Raw genomic sequence first — 23,653 nt, 5'->3', positions numbered from 1 at the left:
TTGACTTTAATTGAGAAATCCCTTGAAGGGTGCTTCTTTTTTTGGCCACCTAACAAAATAGTATCAAAATTTTAATAAACGAAAATGAAGGGACCATTAAGATTTAATAAAAAGGTTGTTTTCGTAAAGTTTGTTGTTAAAATCCAAAAGCCTATTTTAACGAGAGATAGGCCATTCTCTGCGCTACTACTTAGTTTGTAAGCTCTTTTCTCCTCTTGAGTACGAATTTGGATGGAATCATGGCTAAACTATTCTATATTTCCTTTAAAAAAGGAACAATGTTTGAGAAAAGAGCCAATAAAAAACAACTTTATAAAGGAAGCATTTAAAATGTCAGTGTTTATTTAAGTTGTAAATTCCCACTCTGGATTCCAAACTACTTCCCACAAATGGCCATCTGGGTCTTGAAAATATCCTGAGTATCCGCCCCAAAATGTTGAGTGTGCAGGAACGGTCACAGTAGCTCCTGCTTTTTCCGCCTGTGTCATTACCCGATCAACTTCGTCTTTATTAGCTACATTATGACCAAGTGAAAATTCCGTTGGGCTTGGTGGTGTCACATTCATCTTTGTGTCATGGGCAAGATCTGTTCGTTTCCAAATGGCCAGTTTTAAGTCAGGTTGTAAATCAAAAAAAGCAACAGCACCATGTTCGAATTCTTGTCCAACAATCCCTTCCGTTGGGAGTCCTAGACCATCCTGATAAAACTTTAGTGATTTATTTAAATCATTTACGCCTAATGTAATAACGGAAATACGTGGTTTCATTTTATGCCTCCTTACCTTTATTTCTGACACTTATGTTATTGGTATCAATCATCTTCTTAATGGTTTCTTTCAAGAACCTTCATAAGCCTTTTTTAACTTATCCATATCTAGTTTCGTTTCCATTTGAAGAAGTGCCTTCATGACCCTTTCTGATTTGGTAGAGTCTTCGTCACTGATCATAGCGTTTAATGTAGACGGAACCACTTGCCATGAGACACCAAATTGATCTTTCAACCAGCCGTTAGCTTGTGCTTTCTCATCTCCACCTTCCGAAAGCTTCTCCCAAAAATAGTCAATTTCCTCTTGTGTCTCACACTGAACGATAAACGAAACTGCTTCTGTGAATGTGTATTTTGGGCCGCCATTTAAAGCAACGAATTTTTGGCCCTCTAATTCAAATTCAACTATCATTACTTTTCCTTCAGAAATGCCTTTCATTTCGTGTCTTTTTTGTCCATAACGCGTGATTCGATGAATTCTTGAATTCTGAAAGACACTTGTATAAAACTTTGCTGCTTCTTCGGCTTGGGAATCGAACCATAAATTAGTGGTGATTTTTTGAATTCTATTTGCCACGTTTTTACCCTTCTCCTTGTAGACCCTAAGTTATAGGCTTAGCTACGTTTTATGTTTTAAAAACGAAAACTCTATGTAATTATCCTCATCAAACGAGAAAAACTTTATTTTTAGAATCCTTCACCGAATCTCTACCAACCTACACTAGGATACAGGATTCGCAAAATCATTAATGTTCATTCTTATTAGTTGAAATATAGTAAGAAAACATTGTTTGCAAATAGAGAAAAAAGTAACGTAACCGCTACTTTTTTATACTTACTCTTCAATATTCAACTCTAAATATTCTTCCGTTTCGACAAATCCAAATTTCTTATAAACTGGTCTTCCCATCTCTGAAGCTGCAAGCCATATTTTTGTCACTCCAGCCATAATTGCTTCATCTACCAATTTTGTTAACAAATTAGTGGCTATGCCCCGACCACGGTAATGGTCGTTTGTATACATATTGGCAATATAAGCTTTCCTTCCCGTTTTATTGGTAAACGAAGGCGGAAAATCATAAAAAAGGATAGCCCCGCTTGCAACAATCTCTTCCTTGTCCTCTACTAACCACTGAATAAGCGAACCGTCACTCAGTTTTTTGTTAAAGAAAGTATGTAGTTCTTCATCAATATCTATATTCGGTTCAATTCCTTCATCCACCAATTGTTTTTTCCTTAGTTCAACTAATTGATTAATATCCTCTATCATGGCTTTCCGATAAAGCAACCACACTCGCTCCTTTCAATGCGTAGTTTTAAACCAATTCACTTCGATACTTTTCCGGCAATAACTCCATTACATTACACTTTACGAGTTCACCATGATAAGAAAGGATCACATCAATATCTTTTCCATAATCACTGATTAACTCCCGACACATCCCACACGGGGAAACGACCCAACATTTTTCTTTTTCTTCATGTGGATGAGGGTGCGCGACTGCGACAATGGTGTCAAACTGGTGGTCTCCTTCTGTAATTGCTTTCCCGATCGCCATTGCTTCGGCACAAACGGTAATTCTTCCGATATTGGCTTCTACGTGTACAGCTGAATAGATTGTACCCGATTTCGCCCTAAGAGCTGCCCCAATATGATGCCGTCCAAACTTATAATTTTTTTCAATTACGTTTTCTGCACTCTTGATTAATTCATAGTCTCTCGTTTCTAATGGCATTACTTTTAACATAACATCCCCTCCTATGTCCCTAAAAGATTGTCATCTTCTTTTAAATTCATCAGATAACAGCGATAATCCTTCCAAAGGGTTGAACTGCTCACAAAAGTATATTTTTCGAGATCAAATGGAATCAATGTACAGGTGTTACAACAAAAGAAAGCGTCGATCTTTATCCATCGACGCTCTCTTTCAATAATCATAACCTATCTTCTATTCATTCAGTTCAATCAAACCGTTTTAACAAAATCAATAAACACATCCACTTTTTCATCTAAGAAGCTAAGTGTTCCTTCATCCACCAACTGACCGGTTTGCTCATCAAATTTTTGATTCGCCAAGCCAATCAGTACTTCATTACCGCCTGGAGGTAAGATTTTCGCTTGAAGACCAGGAGAGGAAAGAATTTCACGTAAATGCATTTGAGCACGTACGGTTCCGAGCATGCCAAGCGTTACCCCTAGAGCCATGACGGGTTTTCCTATAAAAACCTTGTCCACTCGTGAAGCCCAATCTAAAGCGTTTTTGAGGACACCTGGAACGGACCAATTGTATTCAGGAGTAATAATGATTACACCATCCGCTTTTGCAATGGACTCTTTAAACTCTTTGACTGTTTGCGGTGGGTTGTTTTCTTCATCTTGATCAAAATAAGGCAAAGAACGAATGTCCGCAATTTGCAAATTTACCTTCCCTTTATATCGTGCTTCCATTGTTTTCGCAAGCTGTAAATTATAAGATTCCTTTCTTAAACTTCCGACAATTACAACGATGTTCATTGAATTTTCCCTCCTAATGCATTGTTCATCATTTTTGATAAGAGATCTTGGATTACAACGTATTGTTCCGACGAAATGCCCTTCATCACAGTTTGATGCGTTTCTTGAAGAACAGGCAGAACCAAATGTTCCAACCGTTTTCCATCTTCCGTAAGGTGAACTTTATAGGTACGTTTGTCTGAAGGTCCCGTTGTTCGCTTGATGTACCCCTTCTTCTCCAAACTTGCAATCATCCGTGCGATGTTGGCTTTGTCTTTTTTTAATTCTGCTGAAAATTCGTTTGGAGCGATTCCATCCTTATTCCAGAGCATCATCATAATCAAGTTCTGTTCTGGGGCTAGCTGAAACGGCTCGAGTTGTTTCTTAACATAATTGGCAATCACCAGATCAGCATTACGTACCAATATCCCAATATGATCATGAATTTTCACGGTCAATCACTCTCCTGAGAGTTGATGACAAGACAATGTTGATATATCAACAATATATTATTAGAAATACTCTGTCAATTTACTTGATTATCCTACTCGCTAAATTCCAAATAGGCTCGAAAATTTTGTACTTACTTTAAAATGGGATGAGTATCCCAAAGAATTGACCTTTCCTTTGATGTTTGTTTATGCACTCTAGCTCCCTTATTTCGAACATGGATAAAAGAATAAAAAAGCGAACAGCCGAAAAAAACTGTTCGCATAAATCTTTATTCACTAAGAATGAAAGAATGGTTGGATTGGTAAATGTTTAGCGTGAAGCTTTGGGCGGTTGGCATACATCACATTTACGCTGATGGTTGTTTTTAAATTTCGTAAATGTTTTTTCAAACTGGTTTCCACATGAACATTGGAATTGTAACTTTTGAGAAAAACCGTGATATTCTGTCGTAAGCAACTTACTTTCAGAATTCTTTTCTACAAATTCTTTAATTTTATCGATGGTCCATCGTTTGTTCACTATCTAACACCTCTCTCTATTAGCGCTAAGCGGAGGCTGTTGAGCATCCGTTCCAATGATTGTTTCATCATTTCTAGGCTACTCATTATAACACGCACTGCTACAACATGGAACAAACTGTAGTTAAGTACTTTTCCTGCTTAACTTTTAGCCGGCATTTTGTTTCATATGTATAAAGAGCACTCCGTTCGTTTGAAGTTCCCTTTTTGGAACAACTAGATGCGTTTTTATAATAAATCAAATGATCCGCCCAATCCCTTTCTGCTAAAAATAGTTCATCTATTATCACTTCTAAATTGTGCTTTTTCTCCGATACCCCTTGACTCTATTCTTCATTAGTTTCCACCTTCACCAATAAGATAAGTGTAAAAAGTTTTTATACTATGAGTAAAAGAAGCAACCTATAAATGTCAAATATCTTTACAGCTATTCCACCTCTAGACAGACACCTAACCATCATCCATGCATAACGTAAATGGAAAAAATCGATTTTAAGCGCACAAATGAGGTGAAAGCTATATGGGTAATACTCTTGATTATACTTCCCCTACAACACAGTTTGCGTTTGATGTTAATCAAAGCCCTTTGTTTATGAAAGATCAATATAACTACATCAACGTACTTGGAATCAAACAATTGAACACGCTTGATCATGTTTCTTTGTTGGATATTTTCCTGAGTAAAAGCAATGTTGTGGAACCACACTATCACCAAAACGCAGCTGAACTTGTTTATTGCATTTCGGGTTCTGCGATTGTATCGATTTTAAATCCGTATACAAAGCAATTATTAAATTACACCATTACCCCTGGCCAGGTTGCAAATGTCCCTCAAGCATGGTGGCATTATGAAATGGCTTTGAAGGATCATACACATTTGTTGGCGATTTTCAATGCACCAACGCCAGAAGTCATTTTAGGTTCGGATTTATTAAAATTCACGCCTGCTTCGGTAATGGCCCATACTTATTGTCTTGACGAAAATTTATGGAAACAAGTAACCACCCCTGTAAACCCAACCACTTATATTGGCCCTTATCTGGATTGCCACGATGAAAATAGGATGAAAACGTATCGTCAACACACTTCGTATCCAGAGCATTCACCACATGCACCAACTAGCTCCTTTTGAGGTGAAAATAGAAGGCTGTTTTCGTAAAGTTTGTTGGTTTTCTCCAAAAGCAACAAAGGTTCAGAAAAGAGCCAAATAGAAAAAGCGAACAGCCTAGGAAAACTGTTCGCTTAAATTCTTATCCCCAAATTTCTTTTGAGATGTCAACAATGTACTTCAACTTCGCCCATTGTTCTTCTTCAGTTAAAATATTCCCGTGATGCGTGGAGGCAAAGCCACATTGAGGGCTAATGCATAACTGCTCTAAAGGTACATATTTAGTCGCTTCTTCTACACGAGCTTTAATATTTTCCTTGTCTTCTAGAGTTCCATGCTTGGAAGTAAACACGCCTAGCACGACTTGTGGACCTCCATTTGGAATATGCTCTAACGGTCCGAAATCACCAGAACGATCATCATCGTATTCTAGGAAAAAGCCATTTACTTTTTCTTTCGCAAACAAAGTTGGCGCGATTTTCGCATAGCTACCTTCAAACGCCCATTTTGAACGATAGTTTCCACGGCAAAGGTGGGTTGTGATGACAAGATCTTCAGGCTTATCTTCTAACACGCCGTTTGCAACACGTAGAGCCAAATCAATTAATTGTTCACGAGAAGATCCACTATCGTTAAATGGAATTTCTGGTGCATTTAAACCAGCAATGTATACATCATCTAATTGTAAGTAACGGCAACCCGCATCATAGAACGCTTTGATTGCATCTTTATAAGTTTGAATCACATCGTTTGCATATTCTTCGAGATCTGGATAGATTTCTAGATTGCGAATCCCAGCGTTAAACATTTGGTTTGGACTTGGGATTGTTTGCTTTGCTACCGCACGATCGCCAACGATTTCTTTAAAAAGAATAAAATCTTTTACATGTGGATGATCTTGGTTAAACGAGATTTTCCCAGTCACACGTACATCGTAACGTTCTGTTTCTTCTCCTTTAAAAGCAAAGCCGGATTCTGGTACATACCCCTCAACACCATTTAAGTGCTCAAGGAAATCAGTGTGCCAGAAACGACGACGGAATTCACCATCGGTAACCGCTTGAAGGCCAACTTCGATTTGCTTATCAACGATTTTTTGGATTTCTTCTGTTTCAATTTCATAAAGCTCAGCTGCTGATAGATCGCCTGCTTGAAAGTCTTTTCTTGCCTGATGAATTCGTTCCGGACGCAATAAACTTCCTACGTGATCCGCTCTAAAAGGCGCTTTAACAAGTGTTTTTGTCATTATGAATCTCCTACTTTCCCTCTTAACATTTCACCTTTTATTTTTTTAAAACAAAAGATTACGAATCTTTTTAATTGGTGTAACATTAGTGTAGCATAGAGAGTTATTATAATGTAACATCTAAAATCTATCTCTTGTTATAGCTTCAAACTATAACTGTCGCAACTCTTCATCAATTGTTTCTTTTAAATATTGAATGTAGATATTACCGAGCGTACTGGTGGTGACGTTTTTATGCGTGATATAGCCTACATGAATTCGTTCGTCCACCTTCAATGGAACCGCAATGATATCTTTACTATTTAATTTATGACTGATCACTCCAGTCGAAATTGTATAGCCATTTAAACCAATCAATAAGTTAAACAAAGTGGCCCGGTCACTGACGCGGATGTTTTTCGGTCTCGAGAGCGTGCTAAGAATTTCTTCTGAAAAATAAAACGAGTTGTAATCTCCTTGCTCATATGACAAGTACGGATAAGGATCTAAATCCTCCAATGTGACAAACTCCTGTTCCGCCAGTGGATTGGAGGAACTAATAAACACATGGGGTTTGGCGACAAACAGCTCATGAAACTTTAAATTTCCTTCTCTTAGAAACTTTTGAATCACGTTGCGGTTAAAATCATTCACATATAAAACCCCAATTTCACTACGCAGGTTTTTCACATCGTCAATGATTTCATATGTCCGGGTTTCACGTAAAGTAAACTCGTATTCTTCACGGTTGTATTCTTTTAACAATCGTACAAACGCACTGACCGCAAACGCATAATGCTGGGCAGAGACCGCGAAGTTTTGCTGCGGTGATGAAGCTTTAATATAGCGATTTTCAAGTAGTTCTGCCTGCTCCACGACTTGCCGTGCGTACCCTAAAAACTCGGATCCTTCTGGAGTAAGTAAAATGCCACGATTGGTACGTGAAAAGATCGTAATCCCAATCTCCTCTTCCAACTCTTTAAGTGCGTTTGAAAGACTTGGTTGACTAATAAACAAATTTTGTGCCGCTTTGTTAATCGAGCGACTTCTTGCGACTTCAATCACATATTTTAGTTGTTGTAATGTCATCGTTAATTCCTTTCTAAATATGAATGAACTACCTTGAAGTATACATGTTTTTAAGGAAAAGAGTTTGTTTTATTGTCATTTTTCTTTCTGCATAAACAGATTTAAAAGAATAGCGGATTCCAAACTACTATGTAAGGAAAAATGTTACAATTAGCATAGAGGTGAAGCTTATGAGTCTGTTTTTATTCGTTACCATTCATCTTCTCATTGGATTGGCATTGATTTATTTTTATGGAAAACTACCAAAACCCTTGACTACCTTTTCTTTTGTGTTTTTAATAATGAGTTTTCTCTATTGGGGAGCTGTTTTCATCGATTCTATTTGGAGCTAAAGAAGCATCCTCGGGATACTTGGGGCGTTTAATGGAAAGTACGAAAGACTTAAGGGGAAACGAATACATATTTAAAACATGCAAACTAACAACCGCTTGAATCGAAAGGATTCAAGCGGTTTTGCTTGCCCAAAATCAGAAATTCCTGATTGGAAGGATTATTGCTGCTTATCTTTCCTTATATTTGAAATACTTAAAGTCAGCTGGCTGATTTTGTCCGCTTGTATCTTGGCATTGCATGCCAACAAAGGCTCCAGTGAAGAATCCTCCGCCGCGAATATAATCATCGGATAATTTTTTCGATTCAAACACAACATCAATTGTTTGCCAGTCTTCTTTGTTAAAAGAATAAGAGTACGTGTAGGTTTCTTGTTCAACATTGACTTTCAAGTAGACATACTGTGCTTCCTGAGGAATCACGATTTTTTCTTTTAACGGCTGGGAGAATGTGAAGTTATCACATACAGTTAACTCTAAAATTCGGCCTAAGTCTTCATCGTAGGTGACTTGAAGCGCTGTCCAGTTTTCGGTGTTATAATAGTTCACCAATCCAGCTGCTTGTTGGAAGGTATTTGGCTGAAACTCAACAGCGGTTTCTGCTTCAAACTCGAGACTCTGCCAACGTCTTGCCACAAACGATTGTGTAAAGGTAGATGTTAACGATTCCTGACCGTATAAGCGCAGATGATTTGGTCTTGCTGTTAACGAACCTAAATTTTCGGTAAACGGAATTCTTAATGTATTAAAGTTAATATTTAGCTTTGTATTTTCAAATTCATCCACTTCCGGATAGGTTGCTGGAAACTTTGTTTCAGGAATGTTTGGAGCTTCTACTTCAAGGCTGCCTTCTTTTCCACCGACCACATATGGCCAGCCGTCTCTCCACTCTAATTTTTGAATCGCAGTTTCTCTTCCAAGTGGACAATAACCTCTTTGATGAAAAATCGTCTCCGTTTGATCGGGATGAATCGGGCGTCCTGTTAAATGAGCTAAATACCACTCCCCTGTATGTGTTTCCACAATCGAAGCATGTCCGCATTTTTGTAATGGATTCCTAGGATCATGCCAAGAAGTTAAAATTGGGTTATCCGGATGAACTTCATAAGGACCCTCAATTTTTTTTGAACGAGCAATGGTCGCCGCATGCTCAAATTTTGTTCCACCTTCGGCTGTTAGTAAATAATAATAGTCATCGATATGGTAAAGGTGTGGAGCTTCGGTAAGTTTGATATCCGTCCCTTTAAAAATCACTTCCGGCTTGCCGACTAGTTTTTTCTCTTCATGCGAATACTCTTGCATCACAATTCCGCCAAAAGAATGTTGATCGAGTCGCTGATCCCATAACATATTTACTAAATATTTCTTTCCATCATTATCATGAAACAAGGAAGCGTCAAACCCGGAGCTGTTTAATTTAATTGGCTCACCCCAATCGCCATCAACAGTCTCACAAGTGACTAAATAATTGTGGCAATCTTTCCAAGCGCCATCGACCACTTTAACATCTGTATAGATAAGCCAGAACTTTCCATCGCTGTAACTTAAACATGGTGCCCAAACTCCGCCTGAATTAGGGTTTCCTTTCATATCTAATTGCGAAACGCGCTGTAATGGATGCGCAACCAATTGCCAGTTTACGAGATCCTTAGAATGATGGATTTGAACTCCTGGAAACCATTCAAATGTTGAGACTGCAATATAATAATCCTCCCCTACCCGGCAAATACTAGGATCGGGATTGAAACCTTTAAGAACTGGATTGTTGATATTCATCTAAAATTCCCCCTAAGAAACTTATTCAACTACAAAGTAGAATCGTAAAACGCTTTCAAAAATAGTGTCAGTGCTAACCTTTGATACGAACATTAAGGTTCTTAGTTTTTAAATATATTTGTTGTTAGTTTGTTTATTGAATAAACTAACTTACCTTCATAGTAAGATATTCTTTCTTTTTTTTCAATCATTTTGATGAAATAAGTGGTAAGCAATGAGACCCATCTTGTATGAAGGGAAAAAATAGAGCCAACTACATGAAAAAGAATAATCAAATCAGCTAGGTTTTCTGGCTGCAATAAGATAGTTAATTAACAATTCCACTCCACCGATTTTATTGGTGTAATCATTATGCTTAAAAAATCTGTTTGCACTAATAAAAAGAACAGCCCAGTTTGGATATTGGACTGCTCATAAATATTACCAGTTCGACCCTAAATGATGATTAAAGAAGTTCTTTTTTATACTCAAAGATGACCCATTTATAATTCATAACAGAAAAATAGTTTCTCATAACGACAAAGTCTTTTTCCTCCGTTTTAATCATATAGGTGTCGTCACCTTTATAGATGACATCCTTTACGGTTGTATCCTTGAATTCCTTTGATAGTAATGGTTCCTCTAAAATATTTTCCGCGTTTAAATGGTGAAAGAAGTTATATGGTCCAAAAGTGCTAAGAAAAAAGATTGAAGCAACTACGATTAGGCTTGAATAAACAGTTTTCTTTTTAAGCAACCTCACAAGCTCCCCACCCTTCCCAAATATGGGCACTTTGTTCTTATACAGGGCTTTTCCCCATCTGTGTTGTAAGTATTACAAACCTTTTTGAACTAGATATTATTGACTGTAAGTAGGAATTGCAACCAACTTGATCCTGATAGATTGCAAGTTCATGCTAGTCATTCGTCCTCTCCGTCTTCATCCATTCTGTATTCGAGGATATCTCCGGGCTGACAGTCTAATGCCTTACAAATCGCGTCTAAAGTAGACAAGCGAATTGCTTTTGCCTTACCATTTTTCAAAATCGAAAGGTTAGCCATTGTGATTCCGACACGCTCCGAGAGTTCGGTCACGCTCATTTTCCTTTTTGCCAGCATGACATCAATATTGATGATAATTGCCATAGTTTTCACCTCAAACCGTTAAATCATTTTCTGATTTTATTTCGATTGCTTCTTGTAAAAGTTTTTGGAGCACTGCCGCAAACACAGCAATCACCATCGATGCAAAAGGAACCAGTAAGCCTACAAAAATGACCCCTGGTGCATCGTCCATTTCCGCAAAAAGATAGAAAATTGGGAGAACGAGCACGTGCAAAATACTAATGGTAATCGCACAATACTTGATTCTCTTTAATGCATTTACAGATAAATCGGAAAAAGCATTGCTTTTGTCAATGTAACTTAAAAGTTTAAAAGCTTGATACAACGCAAAATAGAACGGGATTACCGATGCATAAAATAGGCTCATTACGAGATATTGTACGAACGCAAACTCTGGTAACAATTCTGCCGTAACTTCCCCTAACTCCGGCACCAAAAAGATGCACAACAGAAGCACCGGTATTCCAATTAGAATAACAGCAAATTTTAAAAAGAGCGTGGAACTTCGTTTCATAAAAAGCACCTCACATGTTTATTTTCTATTTGATTTTACTCTATTATTTATCGTTTTACAATAAATTATTATTGATTTTATTTATGTTGTTATTGTTTTAATCTATTCTACCGTTTCCATTATTCGCTGAGGTTATAAAAATAGCGTGGATTCATAAAAGAATCCACGCTAAGATTTTATTTTTATACGAGTGCTTTCTGTTTAACAGGTGCCGGTTTTTTCCAAAGAAGTGTTAATCCAATCCCTATTATTAAGACAACCGTCGCAAAGTAATAAGGATAGTTAACATTGACGTCGAACAACATTCCACCGATAATCGGGCCGAAAATGTTCGCCAAACTTGTAAACATCGAGTTCATTCCGCCAATAAATCCTTGTTCGTTTCCAGCAATATTAGACAGATAAGACGTAACGGCCGGACGAAATAAATCGAAGCCAATAAACACGATAAACGTTACCAGTAAAATGGCAAAATAAGAAGAAACCACCGTCATCAAAAACACGAGAACCGCTGATATGACCAAGCAATAGCGAATCAGTTTGATTTCACCCCAAATACGGGTAAGTCGATCAAATAGAACCACTTGGCCAATCGCGCCAACAATCGCCCCACCTGTAATGACAATGGCAATATCCGTCGGCGTAAACTGGAATTTATGGTCTACAAACAAACTAAAAAACGACTCAAATGCGGCTAATCCAAACGAAGCGATGAAAATTAAAACCAATGGAATAAAGTACATTGGAGCAAAAATTCGTTTCATCCCGCCTTTTTCCATCGAGAGTGAAGTTTCTTCTTCTAAACGTTGTGGCTCGGTTAACAACAGAATCGATAAAATGCCGGCCACCGTGCCGAGTGCTCCTGCAAAATAAAACGGAACCCGCGTACCAAAGTCCGCTAAAAATCCACCAATACCAGGACCAATAATAAATCCCGTGCTGATTGCGGCAGACATGTACCCGAGTGCTTTCGGACGAGTTTCTTTTGTTGTGATATCGGCAATAAAGGCGGTAACAGCTGGCATGATGAAGGCTGCACTTATTCCCCCTAAAATCCGTGACACAAACAAGACTTCAATTACTTTTCCTAATCCAAATAGAAATTCGGAGAAACCAAAAAGAAATAATCCGATCACTATCATGATTTTTCGACCGAACTTGTCGGCTGCTTTCCCAGCAAACGGAGAACAAATCAATTGCGCAATCGCAAAGGCAGCGGTTAAATACCCAACGACGGTCCCTGTGATTCCTAGTTCATTCATCAACGTCGGCATTACAGGAATAACAAGGCCAATCCCCAAAAAGGCAATGAACAAATTCATTAACAACAAGCTTAACGTGACTTTATATGATCTCATTTTTCTATCCCCTTAACTTAAAATTACTCTAAAAACAAGATCTTCTAAAAATGAAAAAGTTCATTCCACCTGTATTCAGGCAATAACAAGCTTAACCGAGAAGTTCTATATTTTATTTTGTTTTTCTTTTAGGCTCTTTTCTCAAAGATTGTTGCTTTTTACAGGAAATATAAAATGAATTCCAAAGTTCGTTTACACGGTGAGAAAAGAGCTACAAACTAAGTAGTAACGTCGAGAAAGCTTGTTCCGCGTTAAAATCAGCTATTAAATTTTAAAAACAAACGTTACGAAAACAGCTTTCTCTTTCTAATCATTTTCGCAACCATCTCACTAACAAAAAAGACAAACAATCCTGTCAGCAACAGATGAATGTCTTTTATTTCGATTCTTTTATGAAAGCTCTTTTATCAAATATTGTTGCTTGCAAAGCTCAAATAGAACTCTAATGCCATTAGTTTCGTTTTTAAAAAAGCTATAGCATAAGAGAAAAGAGCTACAAACTTAGATATGTCGTACAAAATAGGTTATTCTGCGTTAAAATCGGCTTTATGATTTTAACAACAACCTTTACGAAAACAGCTATTATGAAAAACATTGAGAAAATTATTGATCAATAAAAATCCTGCCCAATAAATAAAGGCACAGGACAAGCGATATTCACGCTTGTTTTATCGACATTTTTACTTGTTTTAAATAACAACCAATCATCTCTTTATGGTAACTCCTAAGGTGATTGGAATCTATCACCCGTGATTAAAACTTGATTCTATCTTCTCTAGATTATAGAGGATTTTGGAATTTATTCATAGTAAAAAATAAAGGAAACAATTTGGTAAAAACACCATTGTGAAAAGGGTCATCTAAGCTGGTTGATTGGGTGTTGGGATAGACCGTATTTCTTTTCAAGTCGAGAAAAGTACAGTTTAGTTTGCTGGTGGCTTTTGCTTCATTTATTTGTGTGGTCAATCTGGAGATTCAAGCTTTGGAAACGGATAGAGTGTTGGTGATTTAGGAGGTTTGCTAATAGGGATATTGTTGGTTACCGTTTTGGACTCAGGGAACGACCTTTTAGACAACGAACGATCTCCTTGGTTACAATTTCCCCCTCAAATTCCTTAATTGGGAAGTTATTATAATCCCCTACGTGACCTTTTTCGGATTTTACTATGGAGAATGTGCACTTAGCTTTTCTTTACGTGACCATTCTTCCTCTTAAACATTCAAATCGGGCACGTATAAACCTTCTAGGTTACCGTTTTTGGATTTTACCAATGAGAACAGTCACGTACCTCTCCTCTACGTTACAGTTCTTCATCTGATTCTTTTAAATCGTGAACCTATAGAACTTCTACGTGCCTGTTTTCGGATTTTACCATAAAGTATGGGCACGTAGGCTCTTATTTGTAACTATTCATCAGTCTTCGATAAGATTAACAGGCAATTCAACACAAAAAAACGTCTTGCTCCTACATTTACTACTAATGTAAGAACAAGACGCAACAACTTTTTAGGATATTCGTTGATGTAATTTTGTTTGTACTGGTTGCTTGGATGCTTTCTTTTGTAATCGAACGAAAAGATTGTTTGACACAAGCGAGAGAATAATTAACACCGTACCGACAAGGTCAAAAACGGTGATCTGATAACCTTGAAATACCGAAACCAAAAGCGTTGTTACCGGTACAAAGTTAATGAATAACAGCGCATTGATTGGGGATAAAATGCTCACCCCGATGTTCCACCCTAGCAATGCAATCAACCCAGGGAAAATAATCATAAACAATAAATGTGGACTTGTAGCTAGGATGACTTCACTAGTTGGGATAGAGATATAACCAACCATGGTTGCTCCAATGACCACGACAAGGGATGTGAACGTCCCCAGGATACAAGTGAGCGTCGAGTAACGCAACGCGGACCACCCACGAAACTCGCTTCCCCCCATGGTATAAATCACCCAGCCTACCACCGCAACGAAAATGAGCATCGTAGGAATAAAATCATCAGTTGCACGAAGAAAACTATTCATATCCCCTTTTGTAATCACGAACATCGCACCAACAAAGGATACAATCACACAAAGGAATGTAAAGACATGTGGACGTTTATGAAAAAACATCCAGACAATCACAATCGAAATCATCGGCATCAATGACTCCATGATGGACGCAACCATGACCCCTGGCTCTCCTAATAAATCTTCTCCCCAGAATATCAAGAGATTGTAGACCGTAAAAGCCATTGTTCCGAAGAACCATAAGTGAAGACCTTTTCCTTCCAAGCGAAAAGCCTGCTTTCCTTCTTTCCAAAGCAAGAGAACGACCAAAATAACCGTTACCGCTCCATACCGAATCAGTGTAAAATAAAAGGGATCAATATGTTTAAACGCTGCATGGGCGACAGGAAACATCGCCCCCCACGAAACAGACGCAATAAAACATAAAATCGCTCCAAATAAAACATTTTTACTCACTTTCCATCTGCCTACCTTCCTCAAACATATTAGGTTCATTATCTATCCTTTTTGATATCGCGTAAAATGAATAATGATGAACATCAACCATCACTTTTTGTGATATCATAGAACTATAGAAAAATAGATAGTGGGAAGGAATTCATAATGGAATTTAAGGACTTAGAGATTTTCCAGGCAGTTGCGAAACAAGGGACGATTACAGGCGCAGCCAAAGAATTAAACTACGTGCAATCGAATCTTACGGCTAGAATACATAAATTAGAGAGTGAATTGAATACTCCCCTGTTTAATCGGCATCGACGTGGGATGAGTTTGACACCTGAGGGAAAGAAGCTCTTAAGTTATAGTCAAAAAATTTTATCGTTAACAGATGAAATGAAACAAGCTGTTCAAAATCAAACCGAACCGTCCGGAAAATTAGAAATTGGGACTGTTGAAACGGTCATTCATTTACCTAAAATTTTATCTACCTATATTAAAAACTATCAAGATGTTGATTTGTCTGTTTATACTGGGGTAACCGAAACCCTACAAAGAGAAGTACTCAACCACAAATTGGATGGAGCGTTCGTTACTGAATCGGACTTCCATCCAGATCTTGTTTCACATCAGGTGTTTCAAGAAGAACTTGTGTTAATCTCAGATCCAAGCGCCGGTCCTCTTGAAGAGCTGAAAGAAAAACCTTTCTTATGTTTCAGCAAAGGCTGTGGATACCGAGCGCGTCTTGAAACATGGTATAAAGACCAAAACATCACACCGAAACGAGTGATGGAATTTGGTACATTAGAAACCATCTTGCAAAGTGTTACTATGGGGCTTGGAGTCACCTTCGTACCAAAGTCAGCCGTAAACCATTTGGAACAAAACGGACTTATTCAATGTCATTCTCTTCCTAAACAATACAGCACCATTAAAACCGTATTTATCAGACGAGCGGATACGTATTTAACCGCAACCATCGCAAAATTTATTGAAACCATCGAGTCGAATAAATAAATATACTTCTCGTCTAATCACAAAAAAACTAATCGGAAGTGCTCCCGATTAGTTTTTTTATTAGATAGAATTAGTTCTGTCCTTTTTTGACCCACTCTGCAACAGAAACTGTACGTTTCGCTTGGTGCTTAACGGCGCCTTCTACGTCTTCAATCATTTTCCCATCTTGACTAACAGTAACACTTGTACCGTATGGGTTTCCGCCTGCTCCAAAAAGAACAGGGTCCGTATATCCAGGTGTGGCAATGATTGCGCCCCAATGCATCATCGAAGTGTAAAGAGATAACAATGTTGCTTCTTGGCCTCCATGCGGATTTTGTGCAGAAGTCATTGCACTGACAACTTTGTTCACGGTTTTACCTGTTGCCCATAAACCGCCTTGTATATCAAGAAATTGCTTCATTTGCGACGGCATGTTTCCAAATCGGGTTGGCACGCTAAAGATGATTGCATCTGCCCATTCAATATCGTCACCTGTTGCAATTGGAACATCTTTTGTTGCTTCGACTGTTGCTTTCCATGCATCATTTCCTTGAATCACGGAATCAGGAGCTAATTCTTGCACTTTTAATACCTTAACTTCCGCCCCCGCTTCTTGTGCCCCTTCTGCAGCCCATTTGGCTAGTTGGTAGTTTGTTCCGCCCATGCTGTAAAAAATAACCGCTAACTTAACCTTTTCCATAGTTTCAGTCTCCTTTGCATCTGTTTTTCCAAATAGTTTGGATAGAAACCCCATTGTTATGTCCCTCCTAATGTTGCTTTAGAAAAATCGAATCAATCAAGCAGCTTTATTTGCACTCTCTGAATCTTTTTTAAACACCAATTGTCCTACTGATAGTAGTTTGCTCCCATTAATCGAAAGATAAACAGCCATCGCTAAAAACGCTAAATCCAGTTCATATCCAGCCATTTGACCATTACCTAATAGTCCAAGCGAAAGTTTGACTTTAAGCGTTGCACCAATCATGATAACCGCAATCAATGCAGACACCAATTTCGTTCCAAATCCAATCACTAAAAGAATTCCGCCAACTAATTCAATGCCTGCAACGGCATAAGCTAAAAACCCAGGTAGGCCAATACTAGTAAACCATCCGACTGTATTTTCAATTCCATCTTGGAATTTGACTAATCCATGAATGAAAAAGATGACTCCTAAAGTAATACGTAAAATAAATGCTCCAATTTCTGTTTTCATCATTGTATTCCTATCCCCCACTAATTTTTTATCTATTTTTATACCAGTTGGCTGCCGCTTCTACTTCTGTAGCTGTAAGCTGATGCCCCCTGTTTTCCCAATGAAGTTCAACATTTGCATTAGCCTTTGTCAGCATTTCTTTCAACTCTGCTGATTCCAACGGGGAACAGATTGGATCATTGGTTCCTGCCGCAATAAATACGGACGTTCCCGCTAAATCCGGAAGCTCGATTCCTTTTCTCGGCACCATCGGATGATGGAGAATTGCTGCTTTTAATGCATTTTGATAATGGAACAATAAACTCGCTGCGATATTTGCTCCATTTGAATAGCCGATCGCTACAATATTTTTACGGTCAAAATCATATTTATTAGCCGCTTCATCTAAAAACTCATTCAGTTCTTTCGTACGGAACACAAGGTCCTCTTCATCGAAGATGCCTTCTGCTAATCTGCGAAAGAAGCGAGGCATGCCGTTTTCGAGCACATTTCCTCTAACACTTAGGACGTTCGCTTCATCATCAATCATCCCAGCAAGTGGAAGCAAGTCTAACTCATTGCCGCCAGTTCCATGAAGCAATAATAGTGTTGGTTTTGCTGGATTTTTTCCTTTTTGAAAGATATGTTTCATTCTTCTCCTCCTAAATTCGGGACCTTTATGTCTGGTAAAGTTGCCTCTAGTTCCTCTCTTTTGTCTTCAAACCACGAAGGCAGCATTAGCTTTTGGCCGAGTTCTTCTAATGGTTCATCCACGGTAAAACCTGGAAAATCTGTCGCAATTTCAAACAAAATACCGCCTTCTTCATGAAAATAGACAGCTTTAAAATAATTTCGATCACGGATTTCGGTTGGATAGTAGCCATTTTCCGCAACCAGCTCACGCCATTTATGAAGTTCTTCTTCATCTTTCGCCCGCCAAGCAATATGATGGACTGTGCCAGCTCCCATTAACCCACGGACGGATGGTGAAAGTTTAATGTCAATTATATTCCCCAGTATGTCTTCTGATTGAAAACGAAGGATAGTTTCTTCCTGACCAATACATGTAAGGCCAAGTACATTTTCGAGCACTTCTGCCGTTTTATGAGGTTTAGCGGAAAGAAGGGTTGCCCCGCCAAACCCTTTGATTGCAAACTCTGCTGGAATATCGCTAGTACTCCAAGTATTAAGTGGTCCCCCTGACCGCTCAACCAATTCGATTTCAAGTCCGTCTGGATCTTGGAATTGCAAGGAAGTTTCACCAAAACGTACCGTTTGAATGAATCGTTGGCCATATGATTTTAACCGCTGTTGCCAAAACGCTAGTGAATGTTCAGGAATCAGATAGCTTGTCATCCCAACCTGCCCTGTGCCAATACGGCCTTTTAATTGGTGCTCCCAAGGAAAAAAGGTAATCACCGTTCCAGGATGACCAGATTCATTCCCAAAATACAGATGATAAACTTCAGGACGGTCGAAGTTGATCGTTTTTTTCACAAGTCTCATTCCCAGTACCCCAACATAGAAATCAATCGTTTTTTGGGCGTCGTTCACCATCGCGGTGATATGATGAATGCCAGCTGTTCGTTGCACACTAAATCCCTCCCTTTCGTTCCATATCCTATTTCGGTCTTTCAATCGAAAACATCTCGCCAAGTTTGGCATAATTCGCGCCCGCTAATCGACTCACAGCAGCCAACCCGATTGGATCAATTCTCCCCTTTTCATAAAGCTTCTCTTCAATATGAAATTGAACAACTTTTCCAATAATAAAATCACAACCAGGAGTAGTGCCTGAACCACCTACCTCCAATGCGTGTTCCAACATACACTCAAAACGAATTTTTGCTTCAGCTATGCCAGGCACGGAAATTTTCATGCTTTCAACAGGAGTTAATCCCGCCAATTGTACTTCACTTTGATTCGCAGGAAGTGAGGAGGCTGTTTGATTGATTTTTTCAACATTTTGTTCATCAACGATGTGAACAACAAATTCCTTTTTATCAAGAATGTTTCTTGCAGTATCCTTTTGCATGCCTTCAGACCGCTGAATCGAGAGTGAAATCATCGGAGGATTCTATGTGACAATATTAAAATAACTAAATGGCGCTCCGTTCAACACTCCATCTTTGGATTGACTGGTGACGAAAGCGATCGGCCTAGGAATAATACTGCCAATTAAAAACTTATAATTTTCTCTTTCGGTCAACTGGTTTGGGTCGATTGAAAGCATCGGACAGCCCCCTTTTTCATAAAAATTAATCTAATGTTCTTACTTCAAACGGAATCAATCCTCGTTCAATCTGATCGCGGTGCGGTTCATATTGTTCTGGTAGCATCAACTGTTCACCCATTGTATCGTGTGATTCATCGTGCGCGAATCCTGGTGGGTCGGTCGCAATTTCGAACAGAATTTCGCCATGCTCTCTAAAGTAAATGGCATTAAAATAGTTGCGATCTCTGACCGGTGTCACACCATAGCCATTCGCTGTTACAAACTGTTTCCAATCCAATTGATCCTGATCATCTACCGCTCTCCAAGCAATATGATGGACCGTTCCAACTCCCATTTGCCCACGGCCAATTGAGGTTAATTTTAGATCAATGATATTTCCGATATCTCCTGTAGAACGATAACGAGCGAAGTCTCCTTCTTTTGCAACGAACTCAAGTCCCATCACTTTTTCTAACAGTTCACCTGTTTTGTTCGGTTGAGTCGACAAAAGTGTCGCGCCGCCAAAGCCTTTGATCCCGACATCTGAAGTAATTTCGCCGAAAGACCATGTATTCATTTCGCCTTCTTCTCTTTCAACAATTTCTAAATGAAGTCCATGTGGATCATCGAATTCCAAATATCGCTCACCAAACCGCTCCATTTTTGTAAAAGGAATGTTGAATTTTGCTAGTCTTTCCTCCCAAAAATTCATAGCGCCTTTTGGAACGACATAGGATGTAACCCCTACCTGACCATCGCCAATTTTCCCTTGATACGCATTTGCCCATGGAAAAAACGTAATAATGGTTCCTGGTTTTCCGCCTTCATCCCCGAAATAAAGGTGATAGGTTTCTGGATCATCAAAATTGACCGTCTGTTTAACGAGACGCAAACCTAATACTCCAGCATAGAAGTCGACATTTTCTTGTGGATGACCAACAATTGCAGTGATATGGTGAATTCCCATTGTTTTTTTCATGTTTTGCTCTCCTTTTTCTTCTATTATTTGTAGATATTTTTTACATTGATTTGCTAGTTTAACCGAATCGAACACCAAATTTGACTTAAATCAAGAATCTTGAATTAGAGATAATTAATTAAAAAAAATTAACTGATTTTTTGGTTATGACTCTTGAGCACATCCTTCAATCGGTTTGATAACAATCCGCTCAATTTTCATAATGGGACAACATGTACAGCTGCTTGTGCACATGTTGTCTATCTTTTAAAATTAATATTAACGAATAGTGAACAATGCTTTTGACCAAGTGTTTAATTGATCCAACATTTGATTCACTGATTCTTCTTGTACAGCTTTTGGTTTGAAGTCAGTTCCATTTTCAAAATCAGTGAATAAAGATAATGCCGGATGAACACGAACGTCTGCGATAGACAATTCACCTAAAATTCCGCGTAAATGTTCTGCGGCACGAGCGCCACCTACTGATCCGTAAGATACGATTCCAGCTGCTTTGTTGTTCCACTCATCACGTAAGTAGTCTAATCCATTTTTAAGTGCTGCTGTAATAGAGTGATTGTATTCTTGAACGATAAAGACAAATCCGTCTTGTTCAGCAATAATTTCAGACCATGCTTTTGCACCTGATGCATCGCCGCCTGCTTCGCCTAGGATTGGCAATTTATAATCTGCAAGATCGATAATCGTATAGTTTGCATCGCCGCGCTTATCTGCGATTTCTTTTACCCATGCACCAACTTGTGGACTTACGCGTCCTTCACGTGTAGAACCTAAAATAATACCAATGTTTAATTTTGTCATTGTTTGTTCCTCCTCTTTTTTTGTTCCAAATAATCTATCTAAAAATCCCATTGATGATTTCACCTCCTTGAAAAGTCTAGAGATATTGTTGATTAATTGCCTCTTGGAAAACATCCCTTTATCACTAAGTGTTTTAGATGGTACACAAAGGTCAATAATCTCGAATTCAAGATATAAAGCTAAAAAAATATTAATTCCATAACTCTTGAATTCATTTATTTTTAATTCGGGATAAATTTAACATAGAATCTTTATCAATGTCAACAACTTAAAACAACAATTTTTTTCAACTTTACTCATTTGTTGTTCATATAAACTAGATCCAATCTTGGAAAAAGTCCTATTGACCTTATATCTCAAAATAGATGTAACAATTAAAGGTTTTTTGCGCTGTAGCCAATTCGTTTTAATAAAGCAATGGCTTCCTTGACCTCTTCAGCATCCAATTCAGCAAAAATTTCTTGAATCTTCAATTCGTGTTGCGGGAAAATTTTATCCATTAATAATTTCCCTTCACTGGTTATCGCCGCGTAGGTTACACGTCGGTCTTTTGGGCATCCCCGCCGTCTTACATAGTTTTTTTGCTCAAGCTTATCCACAACATAAGTAATACTGCCACTTGAAATAAGAACCTTTTTGCCAATCTTTTGAATGGGCTGGTCGCCTCTATGATACAACAACTCTAACACAGAGAATTCCGTAGAATTCAGACCAAACTTGGCGGCGTCTTTTCGAATCACTTCTTGTATCGCTTGGGAGGCACGAATAATTACAGTTACAGCTTTCAACTCATCTTTTACTAATTCCACAACCGTATTCCTCCTTTCAAGGCTCATTAGTTTTGTCTACTAACGAGACTTTTCTTCCCCTATATCTCGAGTTCAAGATATGGGACCAAAAAAATATAATAGTATTCCTTAATATCTCGAATTTATATATCTTTGATTAAAGATAAATTTACCACATTTTTGTTTTGGGTGTCAAACTTTATACCTAGTTTTTGAGTTTTTGCATTGAACTAGTTTCCAAAACAAAAAGGGAAAGCACCTGTTGCTTCCCCCTTACTTTTCACTACCATCACAATAAGAAGCGACTACAGCAGCCATTGCTTTTGCGCTGATGATGAGACTTTTTTCATTAATATCAAATTTAGGATGATGATGCGGATAGGCTTCACCCGATTCCGGAATCGCACCGACATAGAAGAAGCAGCCTGGTACTTTTTCAAGATAGTAAGCAAAATCTTCTGAAGGCGGCTGTGGCGGTGTTTCCAAGACCTCTTCTACTTCTGGAATGGATGCTTGTTCTAAGGCTTGACGTACTTGCTCCGTTACATCAGGATCATTATAGAGGACTGGATAGTCATTTTTATATTCAAGTGTTGCTTTTACTCCATAGGATCTTTCCAAGCCTTCGGCAAATGCCTGCACTTCTCTTTCAACGGTTTCTCGCGTCTCAGGAGACATCGTCCGAACATCCCCTTCAATTGTTACAGAATCTTTAATGACGTTGAAGCTTCCCTTCCCGTCAAAGTTTCCAATCGTCACAGAAGCTGCATCAAATGGATTGATTCGGCGGCTAACGATCGTCTGTACATTCATCACAAAAGAACTTGCCGCTACAATCGCATCGTTTGCCAAATGTGGGGATGAACCGTGACCACCTTTTCCTTGAACCACTAATTTAAAATATGACCTTCCTGTTTGCGTATTGCCGCTTCGATAATATATGTTGCCCGTTTTCATGTTGCTCATCACATGAATGCCTAGGATTGCGTCTACACCATCCAGCACGCCTGCTTTGATCATACCGATTGCCCCACCTGGAGGCGTTTCTTCTGCAGGTTGATGAATGACTCGAATGGTGCCAGCTAATTGGTCTTTATGCTCTGCTAATGTCTCAGCTAAAATCAACATATAGGCAGTATGACCATCATGTCCACACGCATGCATCACACCCTCATTTTTTGAGGCAAACGGCAGTCCCGTTTCTTCTTTAATCGGCAATGCATCAAAATCCGCTCGGATGGCAATCGTTTTTCCTGGCTTTGAGCCTTTAATGGTGACAACAATCCCCCGCTCGCCTCCGAAATTGGTCTCAACTGAATCCACATTGACTTCTTTATAAAAATCAGCAATATAGTTGGCGGTTTGTTCTTCTTCGAAAGAAAGTTCGGGATGTTCATGAAGATAGCGACGTATCTCGATGATCCGGTCTTTTTTTTCTTCTAATTTTTGCAGTAATTCATTTAATAACATCTTTTCAATCTCCTTTT

25 protein-coding genes and 1 pseudogene are annotated in these 23,653 nt (G+C 38.5%); 2 read left to right on the top strand and 24 right to left on the bottom strand.

All coding sequences use genetic code 11. The annotated features are described in order from the left end of the window. Positions 1-344: 344 nt before the first annotated feature. From M3182_RS08570 to M3182_RS08540, 7 genes are all read right to left on the bottom strand, one after another. Positions 345-767 (bottom strand): VOC family protein, encoded by a 423-nt coding sequence (locus tag M3182_RS08570; RefSeq protein ID WP_251557663.1) that lies wholly within the window; start codon positions 765-767, stop codon positions 345-347. A 69-nt stretch (positions 768-836) separates the two neighbouring features. Further along, complete coding sequence (locus M3182_RS08565; protein ID WP_251557662.1) at positions 837-1,343, bottom strand: VOC family protein; 507 nt, start codon at positions 1,341-1,343, stop codon at positions 837-839. A 258-nt stretch (positions 1,344-1,601) separates the two neighbouring features. Beyond that, positions 1,602-2,054, bottom strand: coding sequence for a GNAT family N-acetyltransferase (locus M3182_RS08560; RefSeq protein ID WP_251433062.1), 453 nt, complete (start codon positions 2,052-2,054; stop codon positions 1,602-1,604). A 28-nt stretch (positions 2,055-2,082) separates the two neighbouring features. Beyond that, entirely contained in the window at positions 2,083-2,514 is a 432-nt protein-coding gene (locus tag M3182_RS08555; RefSeq protein WP_251433059.1) for a cytidine deaminase, read from the bottom strand. 218 nt (positions 2,515-2,732) lie between these two features. Beyond that, positions 2,733-3,281 (bottom strand): NADPH-dependent FMN reductase, encoded by a 549-nt coding sequence (locus M3182_RS08550; protein WP_251433056.1) that lies wholly within the window; start codon positions 3,279-3,281, stop codon positions 2,733-2,735. Beyond that, positions 3,278-3,712, bottom strand: coding sequence for a MarR family winged helix-turn-helix transcriptional regulator (locus tag M3182_RS08545; protein ID WP_251433053.1), 435 nt, complete (start codon positions 3,710-3,712; stop codon positions 3,278-3,280). Before M3182_RS08545 ends, M3182_RS08550 begins: the two co-directional genes overlap by 4 nt. Before the next feature lie 310 nt (positions 3,713-4,022). Next, entirely contained in the window at positions 4,023-4,232 is a 210-nt protein-coding gene (locus M3182_RS08540; protein WP_251433044.1) for a hypothetical protein, read from the bottom strand. A 519-nt stretch (positions 4,233-4,751) separates the two neighbouring features. Here M3182_RS08540 and M3182_RS08535 point away from each other — a divergent pair. Next, positions 4,752-5,363 (top strand): cupin domain-containing protein, encoded by a 612-nt coding sequence (locus tag M3182_RS08535; protein WP_251557661.1) that lies wholly within the window; start codon positions 4,752-4,754, stop codon positions 5,361-5,363. Positions 5,364-5,481: 118 nt separating this feature from the next. Here M3182_RS08535 and M3182_RS08530 read toward each other — a convergent pair whose 3' ends face one another. The 8 genes from M3182_RS08530 to M3182_RS08495 form a co-directional block, all read right to left on the bottom strand. Continuing rightward, on the bottom strand, positions 5,482-6,585 hold the full coding sequence (locus M3182_RS08530; RefSeq protein WP_251557660.1) for a 5-methyltetrahydropteroyltriglutamate--homocysteine S-methyltransferase: 1,104 nt from the start codon (positions 6,583-6,585) through the stop codon (positions 5,482-5,484). A 150-nt stretch (positions 6,586-6,735) separates the two neighbouring features. After that, positions 6,736-7,653, bottom strand: coding sequence for a LysR family transcriptional regulator (locus M3182_RS08525; RefSeq protein WP_251433033.1), 918 nt, complete (start codon positions 7,651-7,653; stop codon positions 6,736-6,738). 500 nt (positions 7,654-8,153) lie between these two features. Then, the gene (gene xynB / locus M3182_RS08520) at positions 8,154-9,758 is read right to left on the bottom strand and encodes a xylan 1,4-beta-xylosidase (protein WP_251557659.1); all 1,605 of its coding nucleotides are present in this window, start codon (positions 9,756-9,758) and stop codon (positions 8,154-8,156) included. A 445-nt stretch (positions 9,759-10,203) separates the two neighbouring features. Continuing rightward, positions 10,204-10,494: a hypothetical protein gene (locus M3182_RS08515; protein ID WP_251557658.1), complete on the bottom strand. Its 291-nt coding sequence runs from the start codon at positions 10,492-10,494 to the stop codon at positions 10,204-10,206. Positions 10,495-10,658: 164 nt separating this feature from the next. After that, positions 10,659-10,883, bottom strand: coding sequence for a helix-turn-helix domain-containing protein (locus tag M3182_RS08510; RefSeq protein ID WP_251433024.1), 225 nt, complete (start codon positions 10,881-10,883; stop codon positions 10,659-10,661). 10 nt (positions 10,884-10,893) lie between these two features. Beyond that, on the bottom strand, positions 10,894-11,376 hold the full coding sequence (locus M3182_RS08505) for a DUF2975 domain-containing protein (RefSeq protein ID WP_251433021.1): 483 nt from the start codon (positions 11,374-11,376) through the stop codon (positions 10,894-10,896). A 182-nt stretch (positions 11,377-11,558) separates the two neighbouring features. Further along, positions 11,559-12,734, bottom strand: a complete 1,176-nt coding sequence (norA, locus tag M3182_RS08500) for a multidrug efflux MFS transporter NorA (protein ID WP_251557657.1) — start codon at positions 12,732-12,734, stop codon at positions 11,559-11,561. A gap of 1,507 nt (positions 12,735-14,241) precedes the next feature. After that, on the bottom strand, positions 14,242-15,246 hold the full coding sequence (locus M3182_RS08495; RefSeq protein ID WP_251557656.1) for a DMT family transporter: 1,005 nt from the start codon (positions 15,244-15,246) through the stop codon (positions 14,242-14,244). Positions 15,247-15,354: 108 nt separating this feature from the next. On the opposite strand from M3182_RS08495, the gene M3182_RS08490 reads away from it, so the two are divergent. Further along, positions 15,355-16,206, top strand: a complete 852-nt coding sequence (locus M3182_RS08490; RefSeq protein WP_251557655.1) for a LysR family transcriptional regulator — start codon at positions 15,355-15,357, stop codon at positions 16,204-16,206. A gap of 70 nt (positions 16,207-16,276) precedes the next feature. On the opposite strand, the gene wrbA is transcribed toward M3182_RS08490, so the two are convergent. From wrbA to M3182_RS08445, 9 genes and pseudogenes are all read right to left on the bottom strand, one after another. Further along, entirely contained in the window at positions 16,277-16,888 is a 612-nt protein-coding gene (gene wrbA, locus M3182_RS08485; RefSeq protein ID WP_251433252.1) for an NAD(P)H:quinone oxidoreductase, read from the bottom strand. 96 nt (positions 16,889-16,984) lie between these two features. Then, positions 16,985-17,407, bottom strand: a complete 423-nt coding sequence (locus M3182_RS08480) for a DoxX family protein (protein ID WP_251433009.1) — start codon at positions 17,405-17,407, stop codon at positions 16,985-16,987. Positions 17,408-17,432: 25 nt separating this feature from the next. After that, entirely contained in the window at positions 17,433-18,035 is a 603-nt protein-coding gene (locus M3182_RS08475) for an alpha/beta hydrolase (protein WP_251433006.1), read from the bottom strand. Then, positions 18,032-18,976 carry a ring-cleaving dioxygenase gene (locus M3182_RS08470; protein ID WP_251557654.1) on the bottom strand — a complete coding sequence of 315 codons (945 nt, stop codon included), beginning with the start codon at positions 18,974-18,976 and terminating at the stop codon, positions 18,032-18,034. The genes M3182_RS08475 and M3182_RS08470 overlap by 4 nt, the downstream gene beginning before the upstream one ends. A gap of 28 nt (positions 18,977-19,004) precedes the next feature. Then, positions 19,005-19,616 (bottom strand): annotated as a pseudogene (locus M3182_RS08465) (flavin reductase family protein). 25 nt (positions 19,617-19,641) lie between these two features. Next, entirely contained in the window at positions 19,642-20,577 is a 936-nt protein-coding gene (locus M3182_RS08460; protein WP_251432999.1) for a ring-cleaving dioxygenase, read from the bottom strand. Between the two features lie 258 nt (positions 20,578-20,835). Continuing rightward, entirely contained in the window at positions 20,836-21,429 is a 594-nt protein-coding gene (locus M3182_RS08455) for an NADPH-dependent FMN reductase (RefSeq protein WP_251557653.1), read from the bottom strand. A 323-nt stretch (positions 21,430-21,752) separates the two neighbouring features. Then, entirely contained in the window at positions 21,753-22,187 is a 435-nt protein-coding gene (locus M3182_RS08450) for a MarR family winged helix-turn-helix transcriptional regulator (RefSeq protein WP_251432995.1), read from the bottom strand. A 252-nt stretch (positions 22,188-22,439) separates the two neighbouring features. Beyond that, complete coding sequence (locus tag M3182_RS08445; protein WP_251432993.1) at positions 22,440-23,636, bottom strand: M20 family metallopeptidase; 1,197 nt, start codon at positions 23,634-23,636, stop codon at positions 22,440-22,442. Between the last annotated feature and the right edge of the window lie 17 nt (positions 23,637-23,653).

The sequence above is a fragment of the Mesobacillus maritimus genome (genome assembly GCF_023715205.1).
In the GTDB taxonomy this organism is placed as follows: Bacteria; Bacillota; Bacilli; order Bacillales; family Cytobacillaceae; genus Mesobacillus_B; species Mesobacillus_B maritimus_C.
The sequence above is the reverse complement of the archived record's forward strand: the minus strand, read 5'-3'. Positions and strand labels throughout refer to the sequence as shown.